Source organism: Kribbella alba (genome assembly GCF_039529635.1).
Taxonomy (GTDB): domain Bacteria; phylum Actinomycetota; class Actinomycetes; order Propionibacteriales; family Kribbellaceae; genus Kribbella; species Kribbella alba.
In genome coordinates this window covers 1-23,115 of the sequence record NZ_BAAANE010000018.1, presented here as the reverse complement: position 1 = coordinate 23,115, position 23,115 = coordinate 1, and the positions used below count along the sequence as shown (strand labels likewise).

The 23,115-nt window shown below is 67.6% G+C and carries 13 protein-coding genes and 1 pseudogene; 8 read left to right on the top strand and 6 right to left on the bottom strand.

Features of this window, described 5'->3' with window-relative positions:
• Nucleotides 1-31 precede the first annotated feature (31 nt).
• The 4 genes from ABD210_RS32310 to ABD210_RS32295 all read left to right on the top strand — a co-directional run bounded on the left by ABD210_RS32310 (nucleotide 32) and on the right by ABD210_RS32295 (nucleotide 4,643).
• Nucleotides 32-283 carry a hypothetical protein gene (locus ABD210_RS32310; RefSeq protein WP_344116864.1) on the top strand — a complete coding sequence of 84 codons (252 nt, stop codon included), beginning with the start codon at nucleotides 32-34 and terminating at the stop codon, nucleotides 281-283.
• A gap of 473 nt (nucleotides 284-756) precedes the next feature.
• Entirely contained in the window at nucleotides 757-1,527 is a 771-nt protein-coding gene (locus ABD210_RS32305; RefSeq protein WP_344116863.1) for a sensor histidine kinase, read from the top strand.
• A gap of 8 nt (nucleotides 1,528-1,535) precedes the next feature.
• On the top strand, nucleotides 1,536-2,183 hold the full coding sequence (locus ABD210_RS32300) for a response regulator transcription factor (RefSeq protein WP_344116862.1): 648 nt from the start codon (nucleotides 1,536-1,538) through the stop codon (nucleotides 2,181-2,183).
• Nucleotides 2,184-2,417: 234 nt separating this feature from the next.
• Nucleotides 2,418-4,643, top strand: coding sequence for an MMPL family transporter (locus ABD210_RS32295; RefSeq protein WP_344116861.1), 2,226 nt, complete (start codon nucleotides 2,418-2,420; stop codon nucleotides 4,641-4,643).
• 291 nt (nucleotides 4,644-4,934) lie between these two features.
• Here ABD210_RS32295 and ABD210_RS32290 read toward each other — a convergent pair.
• Together ABD210_RS32290 and ABD210_RS32285 are read right to left on the bottom strand one after the other, a co-directional pair.
• A pseudogene (locus ABD210_RS32290) lies at nucleotides 4,935-5,555 on the bottom strand (helix-turn-helix domain-containing protein); the annotation flags it as partial.
• A 282-nt stretch (nucleotides 5,556-5,837) separates the two neighbouring features.
• A complete protein-coding gene (locus ABD210_RS32285; RefSeq protein WP_344116859.1) occupies nucleotides 5,838-6,293 on the bottom strand; it encodes a MarR family winged helix-turn-helix transcriptional regulator in 456 nt (151 codons plus the stop codon).
• A 128-nt stretch (nucleotides 6,294-6,421) separates the two neighbouring features.
• On the opposite strand from ABD210_RS32285, the gene ABD210_RS32280 reads away from it, so the two are divergent.
• Nucleotides 6,422-7,285, top strand: a complete 864-nt coding sequence (locus ABD210_RS32280; RefSeq protein WP_344116856.1) for an SDR family oxidoreductase — start codon at nucleotides 6,422-6,424, stop codon at nucleotides 7,283-7,285.
• A gap of 245 nt (nucleotides 7,286-7,530) precedes the next feature.
• On the opposite strand, the gene ABD210_RS32275 is transcribed toward ABD210_RS32280, so the two are convergent.
• Entirely contained in the window at nucleotides 7,531-7,956 is a 426-nt protein-coding gene (locus tag ABD210_RS32275; protein ID WP_344116854.1) for an SDR family NAD(P)-dependent oxidoreductase, read from the bottom strand.
• 169 nt (nucleotides 7,957-8,125) lie between these two features.
• Between ABD210_RS32275 and ABD210_RS32270 the strand changes: the two genes are divergently transcribed.
• Nucleotides 8,126-9,550, top strand: coding sequence for an alpha/beta fold hydrolase (locus tag ABD210_RS32270; protein ID WP_344116852.1), 1,425 nt, complete (start codon nucleotides 8,126-8,128; stop codon nucleotides 9,548-9,550).
• Between the two features lie 584 nt (nucleotides 9,551-10,134).
• Here ABD210_RS32270 and ABD210_RS32265 read toward each other — a convergent pair.
• Genes ABD210_RS32265 through ABD210_RS32255 form a run of 3 tightly spaced genes read right to left on the bottom strand, consistent with a single transcriptional unit; the run spans nucleotide 10,135 to nucleotide 18,928 of the window.
• On the bottom strand, nucleotides 10,135-16,005 hold the full coding sequence (locus ABD210_RS32265) for an RHS repeat domain-containing protein (RefSeq protein WP_344116850.1): 5,871 nt from the start codon (nucleotides 16,003-16,005) through the stop codon (nucleotides 10,135-10,137).
• Nucleotides 16,006-16,023: 18 nt separating this feature from the next.
• Nucleotides 16,024-18,243: a hypothetical protein gene (locus tag ABD210_RS32260; protein WP_344116848.1), complete on the bottom strand. Its 2,220-nt coding sequence runs from the start codon at nucleotides 18,241-18,243 to the stop codon at nucleotides 16,024-16,026.
• A 28-nt stretch (nucleotides 18,244-18,271) separates the two neighbouring features.
• Nucleotides 18,272-18,928: a hypothetical protein gene (locus tag ABD210_RS32255; RefSeq protein WP_344116846.1), complete on the bottom strand. Its 657-nt coding sequence runs from the start codon at nucleotides 18,926-18,928 to the stop codon at nucleotides 18,272-18,274.
• 1,593 nt (nucleotides 18,929-20,521) lie between these two features.
• Here ABD210_RS32255 and ABD210_RS32250 point away from each other — a divergent pair.
• Nucleotides 20,522-20,908, top strand: coding sequence for a VOC family protein (locus ABD210_RS32250; protein ID WP_344116844.1), 387 nt, complete (start codon nucleotides 20,522-20,524; stop codon nucleotides 20,906-20,908).
• A gap of 645 nt (nucleotides 20,909-21,553) precedes the next feature.
• Entirely contained in the window at nucleotides 21,554-22,768 is a 1,215-nt protein-coding gene (locus tag ABD210_RS32245; protein WP_344116843.1) for a Shedu immune nuclease family protein, read from the top strand.
• Nucleotides 22,769-23,115: the final 347 nt, after the last annotated feature.

The following is a 23,115-nucleotide window of genomic DNA, read 5'->3' as shown; positions in this document are numbered from 1 at the left end:
TCGTCGACATGATCTGCCTCAACCCGAAACGATGCCACTGATCGGCCAGTTCTTCAGCTGCAACACCACCTATCCCGCCCCGGCCGAAGCGCACACACTCACCACGGGCCCTCACTGCGGGGTGTACGCCTTCGCCCAGACCTACCTTGAGGCCTACAACAACCCTGGCGGCAATAACCGGATCAGCTCGCTGCCGGCCAGCGCGTCAGCAGCATCTGTCGGTCTCGCGCGGTCGGTCGGCGGGGATCAGTGGTTGATGATCCCCGGTCAGCCGCGATTGTGACCGGTTGGCCATGCCGCCGGTGCTGGGCTGGGGTGGGTCGTTGGGTGCAGGACAATCGGTGAATGGCAAAGGTTGCGGCGGGGCAACGAACTTCCGTATGGCTGGCATGGCCTCGGCGTATCCGTTTGATCCGCCGCGGTGCGGTGGTGGTGTCGTTGCTGGCTGTAGTCGCGGATGCTGGCGTGGTCGCGTGGGGCGGCGACGGGGCGTCGGCCTACTGGGCACTGGCGGTGTCTGCCTGCGGTGCACTCCTCGCGTCGTCTCGCCCCGTCGCGGGTTTGGTCCTGACGGTGGGCGGCTGCGGGTTGGCTGTGGCGGTGGGGGCGGATCCGACCACGGAGTGGACCGTTGTGGCGTTCACGTTGCTCTCGGCAACGTTGGGTGGAGCTCCTCCATTGTGGTGCGGAATTCTTGTTGGAAATGCACTATATGTGTTAGTTCGCGTCTCCGAAGGTGGAGAAGCTCAGTCCCCGGTGGCGATATCGGCGGGCGCGGTGGCGGCTGCGGCGGCTGCGGTTGGTGGCGGGGTCCGTGCGCAGTGGCGTTACCAGGAGGTTCTCCGGCAGCGTGCCTCAGATTTGGTGGCTGCCGAAAGGCGTGAGGGTGAGCAGGCGCTGGTCGAGGAGCGGCTGCGGATCGCTCGTGACCTGCACGACCTGATCGGTCATGAGGTCGCCGTCGTGAACATGCATTTGGGTGTGGCTGAGGTGAGCCTGCCGGAAGGGGCTGAGCGCGCCGGTGCCGCGTTGGACGCGGCCCGGGTAGCGGTCCAGTCGGTCCTGACCGAGACCCAGCAGATCCTCCGGCTGCTACGGCGAGATGAGGGCGAGTCGGGCGCGCCTGAGCCGGCCCCAGGGCCAGGCCAGCTGGCCGGCCTGGTGGATTCGTTCCGGCGCATCGGTCTGGATGTCGAGGCCGATCTGAGTGCGCTGGCAGGGTCCGTGCTGACTCCCGCGGTCGGGCTCACCCTCTACCGCGTCGTACAGGAGGCCCTGACCAACGCCCATCGTTACGGCGACGGGGTGACACGGCTGACCCTTACCTCGGGACCGGGCGAGGTTGTAGTGACCGTGACCAATCTGCGCTCATCCGATCCGCAGCGGCTGTCGACCCGGCGCGGCTACGGTCTGCTTGGGATGCGTGAGCGTGTCACCGCTGTCGGTGGGCAGCTGCAGGTGACGTCCGACGAGGAGACCTTCCGGGTGTCAGCCGTTCTGCCGACGAACGAGAGGAACGCCCGATGACCAGTGTCATGATCGTCGATGACCAGGAGATGATCCGCATCGGTCTGCGCGCGATCCTGGAGGCGCAGGAAGATATCAGGGTCGTTGCCGAAGCGGGCGACGGCTTGCGGGCGGTGGAGCTCGTGGCCCGAGACCCGGTCGACGTGGTGTTGATGGACATCAGGATGCCTGGTATCGACGGGGTGGAAGCCACCCGCCGCATCAGGGAGGTCTGGGACGGCGCCCGGGTGAAGATCATCGTGCTGACCACCTTCGACCAGGACGCGAACGTGCTGGCGGCGCTGCGTGCTGGTGCCAACGGTTTCCTGAGCAAGGGCGTGGGGCCGGCTGAGCTCGCGGACGGGATCAGGGAGGTGGCCGGCGGCGGCGGAGCCCTGTCCGCTGCCGCCGCGGCCGCGCTGATCGGCCATGTGGCCCAGGAGCCGGGCGTCGTCGTCGACGAGGCGTTGGCGCGGACGTTCGATGCGCTGACGGCTCGTGAGCGCCAGATTGTGGTGGCCGTCGCGTCGGGTCGTTCCAACGAGCAGATCGCCGCCGACATGTACCTGTCGCCGTTCACGGTCAAGACCCACGCGAACCGGGCCATGACGAAGGTGGGTGCCCGGGACCGGGCACAACTGGTGGCCTACGCGTATCAGGCCGGCCTGGTGACCTGAGGGGCCGGTCCCGCGTAGTACGGCATCGGCAGGGTTGTACTGCATCTGCAGTACAGGGGCTGGTGCGAAGCGACGATGTGGCTCACCGCCGTCCGGCGAAGGATGGGAGATGTTCCTTCCTGGCCGTATCAGCGGCTCGGGCCAACTCACTTAAGAGAGCATCCGATGCCCGTACTCCTTGCCCGGCTAGGCATATTCAGTGCCCGACACCGTCTGCTCATCGTCGGGGGGTGGGTGCTGCTCCTGGCCGCGCTGGTCGGCGTGCTGGCCACCGGTTCCAGCAGCTCCAGCGCCGGCGCCTCGGTCCCGTCCTCGGCGGCGACCGAGACCTTGGCGACGGTGCAGCAGAAGTTCCCCGACCAGGCCGGCTCCACCGGTAGCGCTGACACCCTGCAGTTGGTCCTGACCACCAAGGACGCCACCTCGATCACGACTCCGGCCGCAGCCGCCAAGGTCGCCCACGTCCTGGCCGATGCCAGGTCGGTGGCTCACGTGGCGACTGTCACCGATCCGCTGGACGCCAAGACCTCCTTCGTGTCGGCGGACAAAACCACCGCAGTGGCCACGCTGACCTTCACCGGCCTGACCGAGGATGACCGCCAAACCGTCTACGACGACGTGGTCAAGGTCGCCGACCAGGCCCGCGCGGACTTCCAGGTCGAGGTCGGCGGCCAACTCGTGGCCGAGGGCGCGCCCGGTGCCGGGATCGGAGAGATCGCCGGCGTCCTGGTCGCCTTCGTGGTGCTCTTCCTGACCTTCGGGTCCCTGCTGGTGGCCGGCGCGAACATGCTCGTCGCCCTGACCGGTGTCGGTATCGGCACCCTGGGCATCCTCGCCTACGGCAGCATCAACCCGATCCAGGGCACGACGCTCACCCTGGCCACCATGCTCGGCCTGGCCGTGGGCATCGACTACAGCCTGTTCATCCTCACCCGCTTCCGGGCCGAGCTGCGCGAGGGACGCAGCGTCGAAGCCGCGATCGGGCGAGCCACCGGCACCGCCGGCACCGCCGTCGTCTTCGCCGGCCTGACCGTCATCATCGCCCTGGTCGCCCTGATCGTGGTCCGGATCAGCTTCATCACCGAGATGGGTATCGCCGGCGCCTTCGGGGTCCTGGTCGCCGTCCTGATGTCCCTGACCCTGCTACCAGTGCTGATGCGATCCCTCGGACGGCGCATCCTGCCCCGCCGCGAACGCGACCAGACCACCGCCGAGACCCCCACCGCAGCGGCCCACACCACGCACGCCCCCACCACGACGAGTACTCCTGTCACCACCGGTCCCCACGCACACGACGATGTCTCGAGGGCACCGGACACCGGGCCTGGCTCGTTCCTGCAGCGGTGGGTGAACGTGATCATCGCGCGACCCGTGCTGGCCATCGTCGCCGCGGTCATCGTGCTGCTCATCGTTGCCGCACCCTTGCTCAGCATGAAGACAGCCTCCAACGTCCCCGGCGGAACCGACCCCACCTCCACGCAGCGAGCCGCCTACACCCAGGTGCTGGACAAGTTCGGAGGCGTCCAGAGCCCCTTGCTGATCCTGCTCACCGGCAAGGACGCCGGCCGCACGGTCGATCAGGTCAGCAACGGGTTCCGCGGACTGGGCGACGTCCAGAGCGTCGTGCCGGGCAAGGTCACCGCAACCGGGGACGCCGCGTTGATCACCGTCATCCCGCGCGGGGGACCGATCGACGACAGCACCAAGGACCTCGTCCACCTGATCCGCGACAACATCGACACCATTCCCGGAGTCCAGTTGCGCGTCACCGGAGAAACCGCCATCGGCATCGACGGCGACGCCGCCCTGAACGCGGCACTGATCAAATACGTCATCGTCATCGTCGTACTGGCGTTCCTGCTCCTGGTGCTGATGTTCCGCTCAATCCTCGTGCCCCTGACGGCGACCCTGGGCTACCTGCTCTCCGTGGGCGCCTCGTTCGGCGCCAGCGTCGCAGTCTTCCAGTGGGGCTGGCTGGACCGGCTCATTCCCGCCCCGCAGGGCGACCCGATGCTCAGCATCCTGCCGATCATCTTGGTCGGTGTGCTCTTCGGGCTGGCCATGGACTACCAGATGTTCCTGGTCTCGCGGATCCACGAGATGCACGGCAAGGGCTTCAGCCCCAAGGAAGCCATCCGACGCGGATTCACCACATCGGCACCCGTGCTCGTCGCCGCAGCGAGCATCATGGCCGTCGTGTTCGGCGGCTTCGCGACCAGCGAAAGTGCCGTCGCCGCCTCCATCGCCTTCGGCCTGGTCGTCGGCGTGATCGCGGACGCGTTCCTCGTGCGAACGGTGATCATGCCCGCCCTGCTCGTCCTCATGGGCAACGCTGCCTGGTGGTTCCCGGCCTGGCTCGAACGGATCCTGCCGAACCTCGACGTCGAAGGACACGCACTCGACGCCGACACCACCGCCACCAAATCTCAGCTCGCGACCACGCCACCCACCCCGGCGTGACCTCAAAATGTGAACCCGCGGTCTGAATCTGAGGGGCGTCCAGGTGCAGTTCCACGTACCTGGACGCCCCTCCCTGTGCCTGGCCACCCCGCGTCCGGCTCATCAATGTCGGCCCCCTCAGGGGCCTCTTAACGACTGCCGGCGATCGTCGCCGACCAGTTCGACCATCGCCGGGTGGCGCTGGCCCACAACCGCACTGCGCGCGCGGTGTAATGCGGGTGACCGGCGCCATCAACCGTGCCGTTTGCACGCGAGTACGGACATCCGTGCAGGCGACTTCGAACATCGACAGTTGTCGTGGATTTCGGCGTAGGCAACGCGGGAGTGGTCGTCGATAACGGTGTGGACGTAGGCGGTGCCGATGTTGGGTGCGTTGCGAGTGTTGCGTTGGCCGGTGCGGGCGGCGGTTGCTGTGCGGTTCTGGTGGCCGCGGGCTTTGCCCAGGTAGCGCCAGCCGCCGCCGTCGGGGATGTTGCCGAGTTTCTTCACGTCGACGTGGAGCATCGCGCCGGGGTAGGCGTGTTCGTAGCGTCGGATCGGTTCGCCGGTGATCCGGTCCAGGTGCGATAGGCGGTTCAGCCGGCAGCGGCGCAGTACGGCGTGCACGGTCGATGACGCCAGGCCGAGCTGGTCGCCGATGCCGACCGGGCCGAGGCGTTTGCGGCGGCGCAGGCTCACGATCCGGCGTACGACGCGTGCCGGGGTCCGGTTGGGCTGGTGGTGCGGGCGTGACGACCGGTCACCCATGCCGGCGGGTCCGTGGTCGCGGTACCGGTCGGCCCAGCGCTTCGCGGTCGGCCATGCCACCTGGAACAGCTCGGCGGCTCGCGCGATGGGCCATCCGTCGTCGATCACGAGACGCGCGAGCCGTAAACGAGCGCGTGGGGTCAGGGCAGCGTTAGCGTGAGACACGAAGACCTCCCGGGTCGTTGGAGCGGTTCCTAGACAGCTCCACTCCACGCCGGGAGGCCTTCACCCATCAAGAACATTCACTTCGTGTCGTCACACGATCTCGACCAACGTGCCTGGTCAGTACAGCTAGCTGGAACCTGGCAGTGGGTCCTCGACGCGTTGTAGCCGGCGGCGATCCGGCGTCCGCGGTGAACAACTTCCACTCGGCAATGCACCCGTACGGAAGCTCCTGACAGACCGGGCCGTCACACTCCGAGGACTTTGCCGGCAAGGCCCGCTGTGTCAGGCGCTGGTTGATTCATCGTGGTCGATCTGCTTGTCCAGGAGTTCGCACGCCGACCGGTGGATCTTCGCCAGGGCGCTCAACAGGTGCTCACGTTCGGGCTTGGTCAGGTTCGCGGTGACCTTGTCCTCCAGCAACCGCCGCTCCGCCTCGATCGGCTCCTGCAACGCGCGTCCGGCGTCGGTGAGCCAGAGCCTGACCAGGCGGTTGTCCCGGTCGTCACCGCGCCGGACGAGCAGGCCGGCCTCGACCATCCGGGCGGCCGTCTTGGTGACGGCGGGCGTGGTGACGTTGACCGCCACAGCGATCTCACCGGGCGTGCGGCCGTCTCGTTCCCACAACGCTGCGAGCAGGTGGTCCTGTCCCAGGCGCAACCCGTGGCGCCGGACCGCAGCCTCGGCCGCAACTCGCAGCACCTTGGTCGTCTTGCTATGCAGGTCTAGGAACTCGGGCACGGAGGGCCTCCAGCGGCGATGTGGAACCGGCCGGCCAGGGCACGGTAACAACGGTTGACGGTTGATCGTTTACCGGTTAACGTTCCCTTCGGAATCATTAACCGGTATACGACCCTACGGAGTTTGTCATGTTGCTGGTCACCGGCGCCACCGGACACGTCGGCCGCGAACTCGTCCACGAACTCGACGCCAAAGGCACCGAGTTCCGCGTTCTGGTCCGCGACCCAAGCCGCGCCGCCGACCTGCCGGAGCGAGCCGAACACGTCGTCGGCGATCTCGGGCAGCCCGCCACACTTGCGCCCGCGTTCGACGGCGTCAACGCGGTGTTCCTCCTCGTGCCCGGCATCGGCTCCGAGCACACCGCCCACGTCATCGCCGCGGCCAACGCCGCTGGCGTGCGCCACATCGTGTACTTGTCCTCGTATGCCGTGCTCGGCGACCCGCTACCCGCGATGGGCGCCTGGCACCATAAGCGCGAGCAGATGATCCGCGCCTCCGGCCTAGCCGCCACGTTCCTGCGGCCCTGCGGCTTCATGACCAACGCCTTCGACTGGCTGCCCACGATCCGAGAGAGCGGCTATGTCCTGGACCCGGTCGGCCCCGGCCGCGCCGCACCGATCGACCCCGCTGACATCGCCGCCGTCGCCGCCCTCGTGCTGACCCAAGAGGGCCACCAGGGCAAGGAGTACGTGCTGACCGGCGACGAACCGTACACCGTCGCCGACCAGGTCCAGATCCTCGCCAAGGCGCTCGGCCGCCCCATCGAGGTCCGCCCGGTGGCCACGCCAGCCGAGGCAGTCCGATTCCGCTACCCCAACGGAGCACCGCCGGCCCTCGCCGACGCCCTCATCGAGGGATTGTCGCTCATGCGCGCCGACACCGTCGGATTGCGCACCGACACAGTGCGGCAGCTGCTCGGGCGCAGCCCACGGACCTTCGCAGACTGGTGCGCACGCAACGCCAGCGCGTTCGCCTCCCCAGCTACCACATGACCGACAACTGCTGCACCTGACTCGCATAGCCAGCCCCGCCGCGGTGCGAGTTCGGCCAACCGCTGATAGGCGATCTCTGCCCGACGCCGGCGTTCGGCCTCGTCCATGCCACCGACCTCAGCAAGCAGAACCGGAGTAGGTGTAGCAGTAGCTACCTTGGGGCTGCGCGACAGCGAGAGTCCGATCCAACGGGAGGGACCGCGTCATCAGTGGCCAGCGCGTCAAAGTGGGTGTGCTGCTATTGGTCAGATCCGGGAGCGGATGCCGGTGAGCTGCTCGGAGACCGTCCAAAGGCGGCGTGCGAGATCCGGGTCCTGCGCGGCGGCGGAGCGGTCGATGAGTTCTGGGGCGCCGCGCATGTGGGCGGAATGGCTAGGCCCGGCGAAACTGTTGCCGGGAATGGCGGCGACAGCGGCGTACAGGACCGGCAGCGCCCCGTGGTCGGCGCCTTGTGCCAGCAGTCGGATCGCGACCGCCCATAGGAGGTCGGCGGGGCGGCGGGGGCCGGCACGGTTGTAGAGGTCCGTCGCGACCAGGCCGGGATGCGCTGCGGTCGCCAGCGCGTCCGACCCCGTGGCGGTCAGCCGGCGTTGCAGTTCGGCGTGCCCAACCGTCGCTAGGAAAGAGCGGCACGTGGACGCTGCACGCGTGGCATGCGATCGAGACCTCACATGTGCTGCGTTGGACCCAGCTCGATCCGATCGGTTTACGCCCGCCAGGTTCGGGACCTCCCTCTACGCGGCAGATTCGGGCGAACTGGGCCGGTGGACGCCAGTTGCGTGCCGTATGGCACTGCGTGGGCCCGGTCGGGGCTATTCCGTCGCCCGAGCCGTTGAGCGCATGCTGGAAGACGAGGGCGGGGTGGCCCTCAACAAGGGGGAGGCGGTTGTCATGACCCAGCGAAGTTCGACTGAGCCCACGCGCGCCGAGCAGGTTGCCGTTCCTGCACCAGAGTCAGCGCGAACGCAGATCGGCACAGTAGTGGCCGGATCATTGGCCGCTGGGTTCGCAGCGGCGGTGATCCTCCCGTTCCTGCCAGTCGACACCGTGGATATGAACTTCTCCACCGCGATGGTGCTGTTCGGGTTTGCGCTCGGGTGGGCGCTCTTGGCGGTGTTGTCGATGCGGTTCACCGACCAACCTCAGCGCTGGGCCGTAGCGCCCGCGATCTTTATGGCCGTGTCTGGTGCGTTGGTGCTCACGGTCCCGGACTCTGTGATGGACGCGCTAGGGTGGGTTTGGCCGCCCGCCGTGTTGGTCTTGGTGGTCTGGGTGTGGGTCCGCGCTAGGCGTGAGATGCATAGCCGCACCAGGGCGTGGCTGCTGTGTCCGGTGTTGGTCATCCTGGCGCTTTTCGCCGTGGGTGGGGGGTACGAAAGGATCAGTCGGTCCACCGCACCGGCGGTTGCCATGCGCGGACAACTCGTCGACGTGGGACCGTACCGACTCCACCTGGAATGCCACGGCTCACGCGGTCCGACTGTGATCCTTGAGCCCGGCGCGGGCGGATCGGCGGCGTCGATGGGGTTGATCGCTCCCGCCGTGGCCCGCGACAGCCGAGTATGCGTCTACGACCGGGCGGGACGCGGCTGGAGTGATCCGGCTGCGAGTCCACCCGATGGTGCGCAGATCGCCACAGATCTCCACACGCTCCTTGAGCGTGCACAGGTTCCGGGTCCCTATGTCCTGGCCGGACATTCATTTGGCGGGCTGTACGTGAGGACGTATGCCTCAAAGTATCCCGGGGAGGTCGCCGGTCTCGTCCTAGTTGACTCCACCGCCGCCAGAAACGAGCCCGTGTCCCCGCCGGAGGCTGGTTCTTACAGCGTCTTGAAGCACGTGTCTTCGTTGTTCGCGACGACCTCTCGGCTGGGCATTGGCCGGCTTCTGGCCAACATCTCGTACTCGGATCTACCGCCGGAGTACCGGGACGATGTCCGCGCCACCGCCGCCACCGGGAAGGAAATGAGCGGGACGCTCGATGAGTACGGCGTCGCGAATCGGTCCACGGCCGAGGCGGGAAGACTCCATAGCCTCGACGCGACGCCACTGGTCGTCCTGACCGCCGAACGCGGAAACTCCAAGGGGTGGATGGCTGACCAAAACAAGACAGTCACTCTGTCGACCAACAGCCTCCATCGCGTCGTGCCAGGGGCAACCCACGCTTCCTTCGTGGAGAACCCGGATCACGCCGCAGCGGTCACCCGGGCGATCCACGACGTCGTCGTCTCAGTACGTACCGGGGCACCGCTTACTCACCCCTGACGCCAAAATCTGCAGGTCGCCATCTCCAGTAGCTCTGGCAAGTCGGCTCTGGCCGGACCATCGCGGTTCGCCGGTTTCCTGGAACCACCAGTGGGTCTGGGTTCGGCGGACGTCTCAACACCAGTGACCTGGGGCTTCTTGCTGTGGGGCGGGTGGGACTCGAACCCACGACCCAGGGATTATGAGAGCCATGGCACCGGTAACACTGGTCGACTCCAGGCTGCACAAGTGTTGGATCCGTCCTACTCCAGCCCCGCTATCCCCCACTGCTAGACACAACTTCATGGCACGAACCATGGCACGCCTGCGCCCTCGTCCACGGTTAAGGGTCTCGTTCGACGACTGTTCTCGGTGAACCTGGCGATCCGCTCAACACTCGGAAGCCACGCTAGTAACTCTTCGAGGTTGGCGATCGACGTCTTCGGGCCCGCCTCATGCGAATGCGATCGCCATAGAGAACTTCGATTTTCAGTCATAGCCCCGATTCAATCGGTCGCTGGCAATCCGCGAAGGACCGCATCCGCCGGCACACCGCCCCGCGTCGTTGTTGGCGGCAAGGTGCCGACGGCCGGTCGCTTCGGGTATCACGGCTTACCCGTGCCGGCGTCTGTGTTGGCCAGCCCAGCGTCGGGCGCGAAGGTGGGTGTGGGAGTGGGGTCGCCGAGGATGTAGTGGGGGGTCTCTTCCCCGAGCGCGAGGCTGGTCAGCTCGTAGGCACCCAGCCCGGTGGCGGCGAGGATCGAGGCCACTGCCCCCCGAAGACCGTAGTTGCGGGCCGGGATGTTGGACATCCAGCCGTTCAGCGCTCCCGGCACCTCGAGCAGGTTCAGGCCCGCCTGCCGCAGCCCGCGGGGCACGCCCGCGGAAGACTCCATCGCCCACAGGTGCTGGATCGAGTTCCCGATGTTCGTCACCCAGCCCGGTCGGCCGCGGTACTGCGACAGCACCGCGTCGCGGGTCCGGTTGTCGGAGAAGAGGTTGAGCAGGTTGTACTGCACCCGGCGGTTGGTGAGCATTTCCCAGGTCTCGCCGAAGGCGCGCCAGGGCCCCTGGCGGGCCAGCCCGGTGGCCGTGGCCACCTCGTCGACGCCTGTGGTGGCGCTGCGCCAGAGGGACTGCGGGATCACAGCGCGCAGCACCGGCTTCGCGAACGAGAGCACACCTCCGAAGGCGAAGTCGACTGCCGCGCCCCGCAGCGTGGGCCGGTCGACGATCTCGGGGAACATCCGGTGGAAGCCGGCGCTCCACACCGCGCCACCGGCCGCCGACGAGGCGCCGGCGACCACGAACCCCTGCGCCAGGCTGGTCAGACTCACCGTGGTGCCCGCCGCCCCGGCTGCGCCCGCGGTTCCAGCGGCCCCGCCGCCGACCACGCCGGTCGTGACGCCGCCCGCCGCGACGCCGGCCACTGCGGACAGGCCGCCGATGCCCGCACCGCCGAAGACCTGGAACATCGACCGCCACGAGAAGTCGCCGGAGTAGCGCTCCGGGTGGTGGTAGGCGTCGTAGCCGCTGTAGCCCGCGCCGGCCAGCGCCCCGATGATCACCCCGACGGCGATGACGAGCGGGACGATCTCGCCGGTCGGGTCCACGTGGTCGACCGGGTCCTGCCCCGCGAACGCGTACGGGTTCGGGCTGCCCCCCAGCCCCCGCGGGTCGCGCTGCAGGAACGCCCCGGTGTCGCCGTCGTAGGCACGGGCGCGCGCGTCGAACAAGTCCGGCAGCAATGCCGGATACCCGCCGAAGCGTGGGCCGGAGCCCACGGCTGATGCGGCACGCGGGGTCACGCCGTCCGCCGCGAAGATCGCGGCCTCGCCGAACGGCGTGTAGGAGTACCGCTCGGTCACCGCACCCGCTCCGTCGCTGGTCGCCAGCAGGGACTGGCGAGCGTCGAGGTGCGCGAACGCGTCGGTCCCGTCGCTGCTGAGCACGAGCTCGTCGGCGTACACCCCAGTGGCCAACTGCCGGGCCGCGACGCCGCCGGCGTCCTCCTGCACCGGCCGCGGTCCCGCCCAGTGGGTACGGCGGTCCGACACCCCAGGGGCGCGTCGCTCGACCAGCCGGCCGACCGGGTCGTAGCCCAGCTCCAGCAGCAGCACACCGGCAGGGTCCCGCACGGCGGCCAGCCGGCCGGCCGCGTCGTACTCGTACCGGTACCGGTCGTCGCCCGTCCGCCGCCCGTCCGTGTCGAACGCGTACGGCGTCACCGTGGACGCCGCCCCCACCGTCCGGGAACGCGACACGAAGCGGCTCAGGTCATCGACGGTGTACTGGTCGTCTCGCGCGACGCCCGCATCCGTCGTCACCGTCCGGAGCAGCTCGTCGTCGCGGGAGTACGCGAAGATCCGGGAGGCGGCGCCAGCTGGGTGTCCGAGCTGCGCCAGCAGCGTGTCCTGCTGGGTCTGGGAGCCGCCGGCGAGCGGCGGGGCGGCGGCGGCGAAGTCGTCCTCGGTGCCCACCAGCCGCGCCGCGGCGTCGAAGTCATGCCACCGGTTCACCGCCGGCGCCGGTGCCGCGGCCACCAGCCGGCGCCGGCCCTGGGGGTCGTGCACGTACCGAAGGCTGGCGAGCGTGGCGCCGGCAGCGTCGACGTGCTCGATCCCAGACAGGCGGCGGGCAGCGTCGTAGCCGAACCGCGTCTCGGTGCCGTTGGCCAGCGCCCGCAGGGCCAGGCGCTCCGGCCCGGTCCAGGTGTACGTCGCCAGGGTGGCGCCGGCGGCGAGCCTGACCAGGTCCGCGGCCCCCGCCTGGCGGTGGAGGAGCCGGCCGGGGCGGTCGAGCGTGTCCAGCTCCAGCCGGTCGACGCGCCCGTCCGGGTAGGTGAGATCCGCGGTGCCGGTGGCGTCGTTGTACGTCCACGCGGTGCGGCCGGCCTCGGACCGCTCCTCGACCAGCCGGTCCTGGCGGTCCCACGCCCACTCCAGCCGCCGGGTCCCCTGGACCAGACGGACCGGTCGACCCAGGCCGTCATAGCGGGAGACCAGATCCGGTAGCGGCAGGGTGCCGGGTGGCGCCGTGTACGTCGTCCGCCGCACGAGGCCATCGTCGCCGTGGAGCAGATGCACCGCCACGCCACCCGGGGTGCTCTCGCGGACGACACGGCCGGCGTCGTCGAACCCGCGCTCGTAGCGACCACCGTCCGGCCGAACGATCGTGGCCCACCGGTCGTCGAGGCCGTATCGGTACTCCGTGCGGCGCCCGAGCGGGTCGGTGAGCGACGCTACCCGCCCCGCGCCGTCCCTGGTCCAGTTGGTGACCAGCTCCTGGCCAGCCGGCCCCGCCGCCATTCGGACGAGGTCACCGAAGGCATCGTGCCCCAGCTCGCCCCGGCCCCCACCCGAGGTCGTCAGCTCCACGGCCAGGTGGCGCGCGTCGTACGCCGTGGAGACGACGTGGCCGTCGCCGTCGTCGATGCTGGTGACCCGGTGCGCCGCGTCGAAGCCGAACGTGGTGGTGAATGCCTGCTGCAGCCCAGCCGGGTCGACCTCCTCCTCGACCACGGTGGACACCCGGCCGGCGGCATCCACCGTCGAGGTCACTCGGTTGCCGAGAGGGTCCGTGATACGACGGGCCCGGCCGACCGCGTCGCGCACCATCTGGACGGAGCGGCCCCGCTGGTCGCTGATCCGGGCCAGCCGGTTGTCGCGGTCGTACCAGAACCGCTGCCATGACCCGCCCTGCCGTCGCTCGCGCAGCCGGCCGCGCTCGTCGTAGACGAAGTCCGTTCGGGAGAGCACTGTCGGTGCCTGGCCCGGCCCTGGCGGGCCGGTCACCACCACGGACTCCACCAGGTCGGCGGTCGCGTAGGTGACCTCGACCCGGGTGTCCGCAGCCGCCGTCTCGATGCGGACGATCCGGTCCCACGGGTCGTAGCTGAGCAGCGTCGTCGGCTGCCCGGGTCGCTGCAGCCGCCGGAGGTTCCCGTTGCGGTCGTAGGACATCCTGAGACGCTGGGTTAGCCCGGTGGCGTCCCCGGTGGCGTGCTCGATCGGCAGCCCCCGCTCGTCGTACCGGGTGGTGCTGCGGCGGCCGGCTGCGTCGACCACCTCGACTGTGCGGCCGAGGTGGTCGAGTCGTTCCACGGTAGTCCGCGGCTGGGAGGTGTTGGCCGCCTCAACGGTGGTGCGCAGGTGGCGCGCCGCATCGAGGCGGATCTCGTCACGCAGCTCCTCGCCGGTGACCGCGGCATCGATGTAGCCGCCGCGCGGGCGGCGCCGCTCGACCAAGCGTCCCGCGAGGTCGTAGCCGAACCGGGTGACGGACGCGATCCCGCCGACCGGTGGGGTGGTCTCCTCGACGATCCGGTCGAGCGCGTCGCGGACGGTGGTCCATCCTGCCCCGAACGCGTCGGTGGTGACGCTGCGGCGGCCGGTCGGGTCGTAGTTGTACGTCCAGGTCTCGTCGTCGGCGCCGGCGCCGGCGACGTTCTCGGAAAGCTGGCCGAGCCCGTCCCCGGCGGCGTGATAGGCGTAGGTGAAGAGGTGGGCCTCGGCCGACCGGCGCTCCCTCAGCCGGCCACGGGCGTCGAACACGTAGTGCTCCTCGCCGGTCTGCACGCTGCCGTCGGGCAGAGTGGCGTCGGGCGGCGTCAGACGGGTGAGGCGTCCGGTGGCCCCCGGGCCAGGGGCGTCCTCGAAGTCGTAGTGGAATGTCGTCGTGGCGCTGGCCTCGTCGGTGAGGGTCTTGACCTGTTGGTAGTGCGGTTCGTAGGTTGCCGACCACAAGTGGCGGGTGCTGGCCAGCGTCGTCGGCGGCGCGACGAGGCGGGCCTCGAGGACCGACCCCCGTGCGCACGGGTCGGGATTCGCGTCGTCGTAGGTCAGCCGGGTCGTCAACCCGTTGGGACGGATGACCTCCTGTAGCGCGCCCGACGCGCTGTACCGGTAGCTCGTCGCCCACGCCCGATAGGAGCCGTCGGCTTGGAGCCGGGTCCGTTCGTCAAGCAGCAGGCCGCGCACGTTGAACGAGTAGACCCGGTAGGTGCCGTCCGGCTCGAGCAGCTCTGTGCGCGACGCGGCGTCGTTCATCGACTCCGGCGCCTGGCTGACGTAGCGCAGCCGCTTGTAGGCGAAGCGGTACTCCGCTTCGCAGACGGATTGGCGGACGACGCGGTTAAAGTCGTCGCTCGCCGGGTCGGCGCCGTATACGTTCTCCACGACCAGCCTCCCGTCACCGTCGACCACGGCGACGATGTTGTGCTGCAGCGCCGGGTGGTCGGCGTCGGAGTAGACGTACTGGACGGACGGCCGGCCCGCCGCGACCTCCGGTCCGACGACCTGGACGAGGAGCTCGGCGTCCGGTGCGTGGAGGTAGCGGATCTCGCGGCCGGTCGAGTCGCTGACCGCCTCCAATAGTCCGCAGTTGCCGTAGTGGAACGTCACCACCCGGCCGACGGTGTCCACGACACGGTCCAGCCGTCCCTGCCTGTCGTAGTCGCAGACGTGCTTGTTGCCGTGCCGGTCGCGGACGCGGGATAGCGGGTACCGCAGGCCGTCGACCCAGCCTGGAGGACGGGCGAAGACCCAGCTGAACCCACCGGGAAAGCGCAGCGTATAGGAGACGACCACGCCGGCGTCGCGCTGCGCCGTGAGCGAGGTGTGCACGCCGGTGGCGGGCGGCATGAACCCGCCTGCGGGGTCCGGGCGGTAGACGTCCTCCCGAAGCTGGCCGGTCCAGATTGCCACGGCGCCGCTGTCGAGCTCGCGCAACCACACGTTGTAGCTGTGGTCCCAGTTGAACCCGAACGGCCCGTACGCCGGCCGCCCGCTCGCGTAGCACCGGACCAGCCGGAAGTCGAAGCCGACTCCCGGCAGCTGGAGGTCGACGGTCCGGATTGTGAACTCCCCGGCGAACAGATCCACCGGGTCGCTGGCCGCGGTGGCGTCGGGAGGCGCGTCATCGGAGCGGAACGGGTGCGCTTCGCCAGGTGGCGGGTCGCCGCGCCGGCCTTCCTCCAGGCGCTGCTCGACATCCCCCGCAGGTGCACCGCCGTCGAGCAGCCTGTCCGCGACATCCTCCACGGTGGCGGGAGCGTCGCGGTCGTAGAGCTGCTGGGCCGGTGGCCGGCCGTCGGCATCGCCCGGCCCGGCGTCGTCGTGACCGAGGGTGGCGCCGGGGACGGCGTCGGGTGCGCCGAGCGTGGCGGGGCTGTCTCCGTCGGGCCCCGGGTCGCCGTCTTGGTCGGACGCCACCGGTGCTGGCGGGCGAGCGTCGTGCTCGTTGGCGGTGTCGCCGACGCCGGCCTCCCCGAGGGGGCAGGCCTCGTCGAGGGTGGTAACCGATCCGGGCTGGTCTTCCCGGAAATCGCGTCCGATCTGCTGTCGGTAGGCGGCCCGGAACCGCTGCATCTCGCACGCGTCGGGCGTCGTGTACTCGTCGTTGGCCCCGTAGACACGGTCTCGGAACTGCACCGTGCCCTTGAGGTCCGCCTCGAGCTGGTAGTACCACTCGGCCATAGCGAGGCTCGCCTCTTTCTAGCTTTCGAAGACCCGACGCCGGAGCCGCGCCAGCTCGCCGACCTCGACTCCGGTCGTGGCGCTCAAGCCGGCCAGGTCCTCGGCCAGCAGCCGCCGCACGGTCACCTCCCGTAGCGCCGGTGTCAGCTCGCCGGCGTCCGGCAGCTCCGAGACCGGCCTCTCCTGCAGGTCAGGGGGGAGGTAGTCGCCGATGCGTGAGGTGAAGTAGTCGGATTCTAAGAAGCCGACGGCGCCCGGCGGGCGTCGGGTCGGCATCCGCCAGGAGCTGGAGAGCGCGTTTTGCACCTGCAGCAAGGCCTCGGTCGCGACGCTCTCCGGGGCCGCCGCGGGCTGCAGTGAGATCTCGGGTTCCTCGACGATCCACGTCCCTCGCTGCTTGGTTGCCGGGTTCTCCTCGTCGACCACCTCTGGACAGCCGTCGAGAAGGCGGTAGCAGACGCATAGGTCGCGTCCGGTGATCAGCAGTCCCGTCTTCACCGCCGGTTCCTCGCTGGACGGGATGGGCTGCTCGGAACGTAAGAAGACCTCGTAGTCACGTTCGAATACCGCTCCAGGGCCCCACCAGTTGGCGCCGGAGATGTTGCCCGAGACCACTACCGACGCATCGGAGGGTGCCTGATAATTGTACCCGCGCAGGGAGTTGATCGCCTGCTGGTTCGATTGGTCGCCGACCTCGTGGACCCCCGGATGGCCGGCGTCCCCCTTGGTCTTGTCGATGACCCAGCCGCTCGAGGCGTTGTAGGTCGCGCTCGGCACGGATTCGATGGCCACGGTGTCCGCGCCCTGGCCGGTGATGCCGCCGCCGCCCTTGGCGTACGCCGAAACATGGAACTGCTCGGTCCGATCCTGGTAGCGCACAGGCGGGGTCTCCACCGTGACCGACTCGGGGAAGTGGCCGGTGTCGAGGTGCACATCGATGCACAGGCCCTCCATCTGGGCGTCGTGGGTGACGACCAGGAAGAACTCCTGGATGCCCTCGATCACCCGCAGCCCGCGGACGAAGGTTCGGCGGTCTGTAGGTTGCAGCACGTGCGGACGCGGCAGCATGAGGAACAGTGCCCGATTGGTGCCGGAGTGGTAACCCGTGAGCAGGTTGTACATCTGCACCAGGTTGGTCGACGACCCGACCCGCTCCCGGCGGTCCCGTGACGCGTCGGCGGTGACGCTGCTGGTGTCGGAGTCGGTCTCGCCCCACTTGTGAGAGATCTTGTGGCTCGCCTCGAACTGGCCGTACGGCGACTGCGGGGAGGTGTACTTGCCGGCGTGCTCGACTCCGGTCTCGGTGCTCTCGGTGTGGGCCATTGTCTTGTTGACCTTGACCTCAGATGTGGAGGCGGACAGCAACTCGCCGTTCTTAGTGGCGGCCTGGTAGAGGTCACGCAGCTTTGGCTCGAAGTCGATGATGTGCGGGTAGTCGGCCAGGGTCGCGTCGCGGCCCTCGCGCCGCCACACGGACAGGGACAGCAGCGAGGCCTCGTCCTGAGGAGCCGTGAGAACCACGCGGGTGATCCCCTCCGCCTCGACGGTCAGCTCGTGGATCCGGTCCTGCTCAGGTCCGGTCTCCGCGTCGTCGACCAGGTCGTCGTCCCGGAAGGCGGTGATCGACACTGGCTCAGCGAAGGTCACGACCCGGGCCACCACCCGAGTCGCCGCGGGGAAGGTGACCTCGAGCTCGCGGCCTAGGGAAAGCTCCCCGCGGCCGTCGCCGCCCGCGGGGTAGAGGTCCACGATCTCGTTCGCCTCGCCGGTGCGCTGGAACGCGATCTCCTCCACGACGAGCGGGTTGTCCACCTCCCCGCCCGTCTCCTCGTCCGCGAAGTCCACGTCCGTGCTCACCAGCGTGCTCACCTGCCCGCTCTCGGGCCCGGGGAAAACCGCGACGTTGAGGAGGGCGCCGTAGCAGGCGAAGTAGTTGCGCAGCACCGCGTCGAGATCCTCTTTCGGTGTATTCGGGAATGACGCGTACCCGGTCCTGGTCTCCTCCTCGGTGGGCTCGTAGCCGGTGATGCTGGCAGTGACCTTGAGGTACGTCAGCCGTTGGCCGCAGAGCTGCGACGGCAGCTCCTCGGCTTTGGGCTGGAACATCGAGATCGCCAGCGAGCTGTGCCAGGCGAAGGGATACGCCTTGTTGCAGAACTTTTCGTCCATCATGTCGGGGCTCGCCGCGATCACCCGCCAGGGAATGTCGAGGGGGAGCCCAAGTCCGAGATTCGTCATGTCAGCCGCCTTGGTGCTGGGAGTGGCGTCAGGCCGGGACCAGGAAGACCCGGTACGTGCGCTCGAACACGGCACCAGGGCCCCACCACTGGGAGCCGCAGATCCGGCCGTCGATGCGGACGACCGTGTCCGAGGTCGGCGCGTAGACGTAGCTCTGGAGTGACGAGTTGGCCTGAGAGTTGGAGATGTTCGTAAGCTCGGAGACCCCGAAGTGCCCGGGATCCCCCTGGCTGCGATCGACGATCCAGCCAGCAGGGGTGGTGAGGTTCGCAGCGATCATGCGGCAGCTGGGAGACCAGGGCAGCCCCGCGGGTGCGTAGACCGAGACGGCATAGTCTTGGAACGCCGTGGGCGTGGGGACCGGTGCCGCGACCGTGAACACCCGGTAGGTGCGTTCGAAGGCCGCCCCGGGGCCCCACCAAGCGCTGCCACAGATCCGGCCGCTGACATGGGCGGTGCGATCCGAGGTGGCCGCATAGGTGTACGACGTCAGCGAAGTAAGGGCCTGGTTGTTAGAGCTGTCGGCCGCCTCGCTAATGCCAGGATGCCCGGGATCGCCGAGGGTGGAGTCGATGACCCAGCCGATGGGCAGCACTAGGTCACCGATGATCTCGGTGCAGCGGGGCTGCCCAGGGAACGAGCTCGCCGGTGCGTACGCCGAAACGACGAAATCGGTGGATGACATGTCTTGACCCCTCGCCCGAGCTGCTCACACCGTTGGGGCAGGAGGCGGGAGCGTGAGGACCCGCACAGACGTGCCGGACACGCGTCGGCCCAGACGTCGTCGTCGTAGCAGGATCCCGGTCACCGCAACTGCTGCCAAACCGCCGATCGCAAGCGTTCGAACTTGCCCTAGGAACATGGCGCCCCTCCCGAGTGCAACACGGTCCGGTCCAAGGAACTCATCGGTGTCCCACCTCCGTCACAGGGTCAGGCCTGTGCCGATTGGGTCTCTTGGCTGGCGCCGCTTGGCCTGAATGGCGCCTTTGAGTATCCCGGAGGGTGTTCCCGCGGGACGGGCGCGTGGTGGTTGGACAGAAACTCTGCGCCAACTCGATCTGAATGCCGAACCAATTCGCCCGTGTTTGAAACACGGCGCGCCTCCTCCCTCAGGGATCAGGTGAAGCGAACCCAAGTTTCAGCAAGACTGCCGATCGCTCATCGTTTGTGATCGCCGACGCTTTCGCAGGCCAAGGACCCAGACTTCAAGGGTCATCGCATAATGCGCATCTGGCAAGGGATCACGCATTTGAATCGCTTGCATCAATCTGCGTAGCTACGCCGATCGACGCCGAGAAGGCGGAAGGCGGTGACCATCGCCCCGAGGACTCTACGAACCGGTGGCGCGAAACTGTTTGTCGGTAGCGGCCCAGCAGTTGCTGCGTTCTGGCCGGATCCCCAAAGCCCGGACGCCGCGGCGAGCGCGCCACTCAATGACGAATCTGAGTCCAGAACGGCCACGAAAAGAGGGGCCACCTCGCTCATGTCTGCTGGTACCGGCCTCAATCCCATCTCGCGGGCCATCGTCAGGTTCGGCCCGATAGATCGGGCTCCTGGGCGGGAGAGCAATGTGGGCGCCGATAGACCACCACCGTATCTCAGGTACAAAGCGCGATACGCACATCACAAGACCTGGACTTGATGAGGCCCTGGCGAACATCCGCCGACTAGTCAAAGCAGTTAATCCCGCGATCGAACCGCCCAATGTTGGGTTCATGAGTCGAGACGTCGCCCCATCGTGATCAGAGAGGCGGAAGGCCATCCGGTGAGGTCGGCCTCATCCACTTCGGTAGCTTCGAACTCGAACCGCCGAGCTTCTCATTACGAGGAGGACCTACACCGCCGCATCCGCTCTCTACAAGCGCTTTCGTCCACACGGTCGGCTCCACCAGACTCGAAATTCCTTATGCGTATCCGACCTTTCGTGCCACGAGTAGTGCCACGAACGTTGACCTCTGGGCTCGCCACCCGATGCCGCAGTCGGGCACGACCCCGATAGCCCGGGCTGGGATGTCAAGCCAGCCCATGAACGACGGAGCAATCCCGTCCTGGTGACACCGGCGGCCTTGGGGACAGCTCGGCAAGCGGGTCAGCGCATTTCTGCTCTCACTTGGGGAACCCAGGCATGGCCTCGATGACGCTTAGCCTGAGCGTCCTCAGGACTGACCTGCCGTCACTCATGAGGTGTTCTGCAAGTTGCCTTGGGCAGCCGAATCTCGGCCAGCCCGGCGCTGAAATCTGCGTGACATCGTCCGTCGGGTGTGTAGATCATGGGTGGATGGCGCGACTCCACGACATCGTCTTCGACTGCCATCATCCTGCGGCCACGGCCCGCTTCTGGGCCGGCGCTCTGGACGGTTATGCCGTCGCACCCTACGACGATGCAGAACTCGCCCGTCTGCGCTCGCTGGGGATCACCAGCACCGAAGACGACCCGACTGTCCTCGTCGAACCGGCGCACGGAGGACCTCGCCTGTGGTTCCAGCTCGTGCCAAAGCCCACCAGCGGGAAGAATCGAGTGCACCTGGACCTGCTTGCTGCGGACTTGGAGCTGGAGATCCAGCGCCTAACTGCTCTCGGCGCGACGGTTCAAGCCCGGCACACGGGGAACATCGTCCTGACCGATCCCGAAGGTAACGAGTTCTGCTTGTCCCTATCGGACTGATGGCGCGTGCACGATGTCGTCGCTCCCGGGTTCGCGATCACGCCGTGACCAAGCCGCCATTGCGCCATCGGCTTGTCAGTCGATTTGGTGAAGTCCGTCTTTCAACGCCTCAGCCCCACGGCGGAGTTGAACAGGTCAGACGCAGATGCCTGGATGAAGAGGCTCGGACGCTCTCTCCACGTGGGGCTATCCGTGGTGCGAAACACAGGCTAGTCGGGCTATCTGGAGTGGTCGGCGCGTAGGTCAGGTGCCAGTCCGCCGCTAACTTGGGGAGCGCCTTAGATTCCAGGCGTGGGGCGGCTAGCCTCTACCCCCTTCTTGGTAGAAGCGCCTTCATGGCACGAACCATCGCATCCGACCGCCATTGCGTCTCACACATGCCGCGCGAGACGGTGGGACCGTAACACGCAGTGATTCACCGCGATAAGCACCGTGACAGAGCGACGACATTTGGGAGAGCAACAGTGCGAGGTCGGCAGCTTGGGATCGAACAGAATGCTGGCGGTACTCATCCACACTCGCACGCAATGACCGGGCTGATCCCGGCAAGGCAACAGAGAGAACTGGTAGTCGCGCCCCGATCGTCTTTAGGCGACTACAGGTGGGCGTAGCCATGCACGCTTCGGATGAGCAGGGTACGACCCGATGAGTGACCCATTCGGCGCACCGGACGAACAGCTGAGCGATGCTGACTTCGCACTCCTCCGGCTAGTCACCCGCACGTACGTCAGCAAGAGCTTTCGCCTCAAGTTCCCGACGTCGCGGGACTTCGGGCATCTAGCTAGGTATGTCAACAAAGTCTTCGACGAGGAGGCATCCGAGCAGGGCGACTTCGAATGGGAGGAAGTGATCTTGAATCAGAGTGCGCGCACCCAAATCACGATGATGCTGGCTCGTGAGCAAGGCGTGGTCCGCCAATTGAAGATTCAGAAAATCAAGACCACCGGGGGCGAGGCAAAACTCCAGACCCTGCTGGAGCTCAACCGTGAGCAGACTGCCCGGCTGATCGACACGGTCAAGCTCCTGGATCACATCCCCATCGACGGCGAGGACCGCACAGTCGTTGACGACGACGTCATCCAGGCCGTGCTCAGAGATCCCCGCAACATCGAAGAGCTGTATCGGCAGGATAAGGGACAAGTCCGGGACCTCATCCAGAACGATTCGTCGGCCCGAGATGTCGTCGCCCTGGCCCACCGTCGTGAGCAGCTTGAGAACTTCCGGATGCTGCTTGTCGAAGACCACCGGTTCGATGCCGAGAAGGAACGCCTTGGCGGACCGGAGAAGGTCTGGCAGGACTTTCTCGAGCGCAATCCCTGGGTTCTCGGTATCGGCCTTGCTGGTCAGCTGCTGACGTCGTGGGATGACGCTCGGCTTGAGCAGGTCGTTGCTGGCTACTCCATCGGGGGCCCGGGCAAACGAGCCGACGCTCTGCTGCGGACTAGTGGGGTCGTCCGCTCGATGGTGTTCGCCGAGATCAAGCATCATCGCACTGCCTTGCTGGACACCGAGGCATACCGCTCGGGCTGCTGGGCTCCCAGCAAGGAACTAGCCGGCGGGGTGACGCAGGTTCAGCAGACGGTGTACGCCGCAACCCAAGGCCTCAGCGACCGCCTCCGTGACACTGATCACGAGGGTGCTGACCTCGACAGTGATACCTACCTGATTCGACCGCGCTCCTTCCTCATAGTGGGTCACCTTGGCCAGCTTCAAGGTGCAGGAGGCGGTGTCATCACGGCCAAGCTGCGGTCATTCGAGCTCTACCGCCGGAACCTCTACGAGCCCGAGATCCTCACATTTGACGAGCTGCTGGCTCGTGCCGAGTGGCTGCTTGCCGAGGCGGAGGAACATGATCACTGAGGACCGGGGCTTGCTGAACGGGGCGAGGGCTTTCGTCCACCAGCAGCTCAGCCGACTTCAGGGTTCCCACGGGTCGAACGCTCCCCGAGCGCTTGAACTGCCGACCACCGCTTTACAAGTGCGACGACCGCCGTACGCTGCGGTGTCCTGAGGCGAGAAGCCTGACATTTTCCTGTATCTCCTGTCAGATCTGGCTTCAGACGACTGGGTTTCATTGACAGCCCCATTGACAGCCGCGAGCTGCACCGCGACGCTCTCGCCACAGTCCAGCTTCGTGCTGAGGTGATTTCTGATGAGTTGTGGGCCGTGATCGAGCCGGTTCTTCCGTCCGGTGCTGGTCGTCGGGG

What these genes read in the sequence shown, in the direction of transcription:
- ABD210_RS32310 (WP_344116864.1), top strand. Translation starts at nt 32, where the DNA reads ATGCCACTGATCGGCCAGTTCTTCAGCTGCAACACCACCTATCCCGCC.
- ABD210_RS32250 (WP_344116844.1), top strand. Translation starts at nt 20,522, where the DNA reads ATGGCGCGACTCCACGACATCGTCTTCGACTGCCATCATCCTGCGGCC.
- ABD210_RS32270 (WP_344116852.1), top strand. Translation starts at nt 8,126, where the DNA reads ATGCTGGAAGACGAGGGCGGGGTGGCCCTCAACAAGGGGGAGGCGGTT.
- ABD210_RS32280 (WP_344116856.1), top strand. Translation starts at nt 6,422, where the DNA reads ATGTTGCTGGTCACCGGCGCCACCGGACACGTCGGCCGCGAACTCGTC.
- ABD210_RS32300 (WP_344116862.1), top strand. Translation starts at nt 1,536, where the DNA reads ATGATCGTCGATGACCAGGAGATGATCCGCATCGGTCTGCGCGCGATC.
- ABD210_RS32245 (WP_344116843.1), top strand. Translation starts at nt 21,554, where the DNA reads ATGAGTGACCCATTCGGCGCACCGGACGAACAGCTGAGCGATGCTGAC.
- ABD210_RS32260 (WP_344116848.1), bottom strand. Translation starts at nt 18,243, where the DNA reads ATGACGAATCTCGGACTTGGGCTCCCCCTCGACATTCCCTGGCGGGTG.
- ABD210_RS32255 (WP_344116846.1), bottom strand. Translation starts at nt 18,928, where the DNA reads ATGTCATCCACCGATTTCGTCGTTTCGGCGTACGCACCGGCGAGCTCG.
- ABD210_RS32265 (WP_344116850.1), bottom strand. Translation starts at nt 16,005, where the DNA reads ATGGCCGAGTGGTACTACCAGCTCGAGGCGGACCTCAAGGGCACGGTG.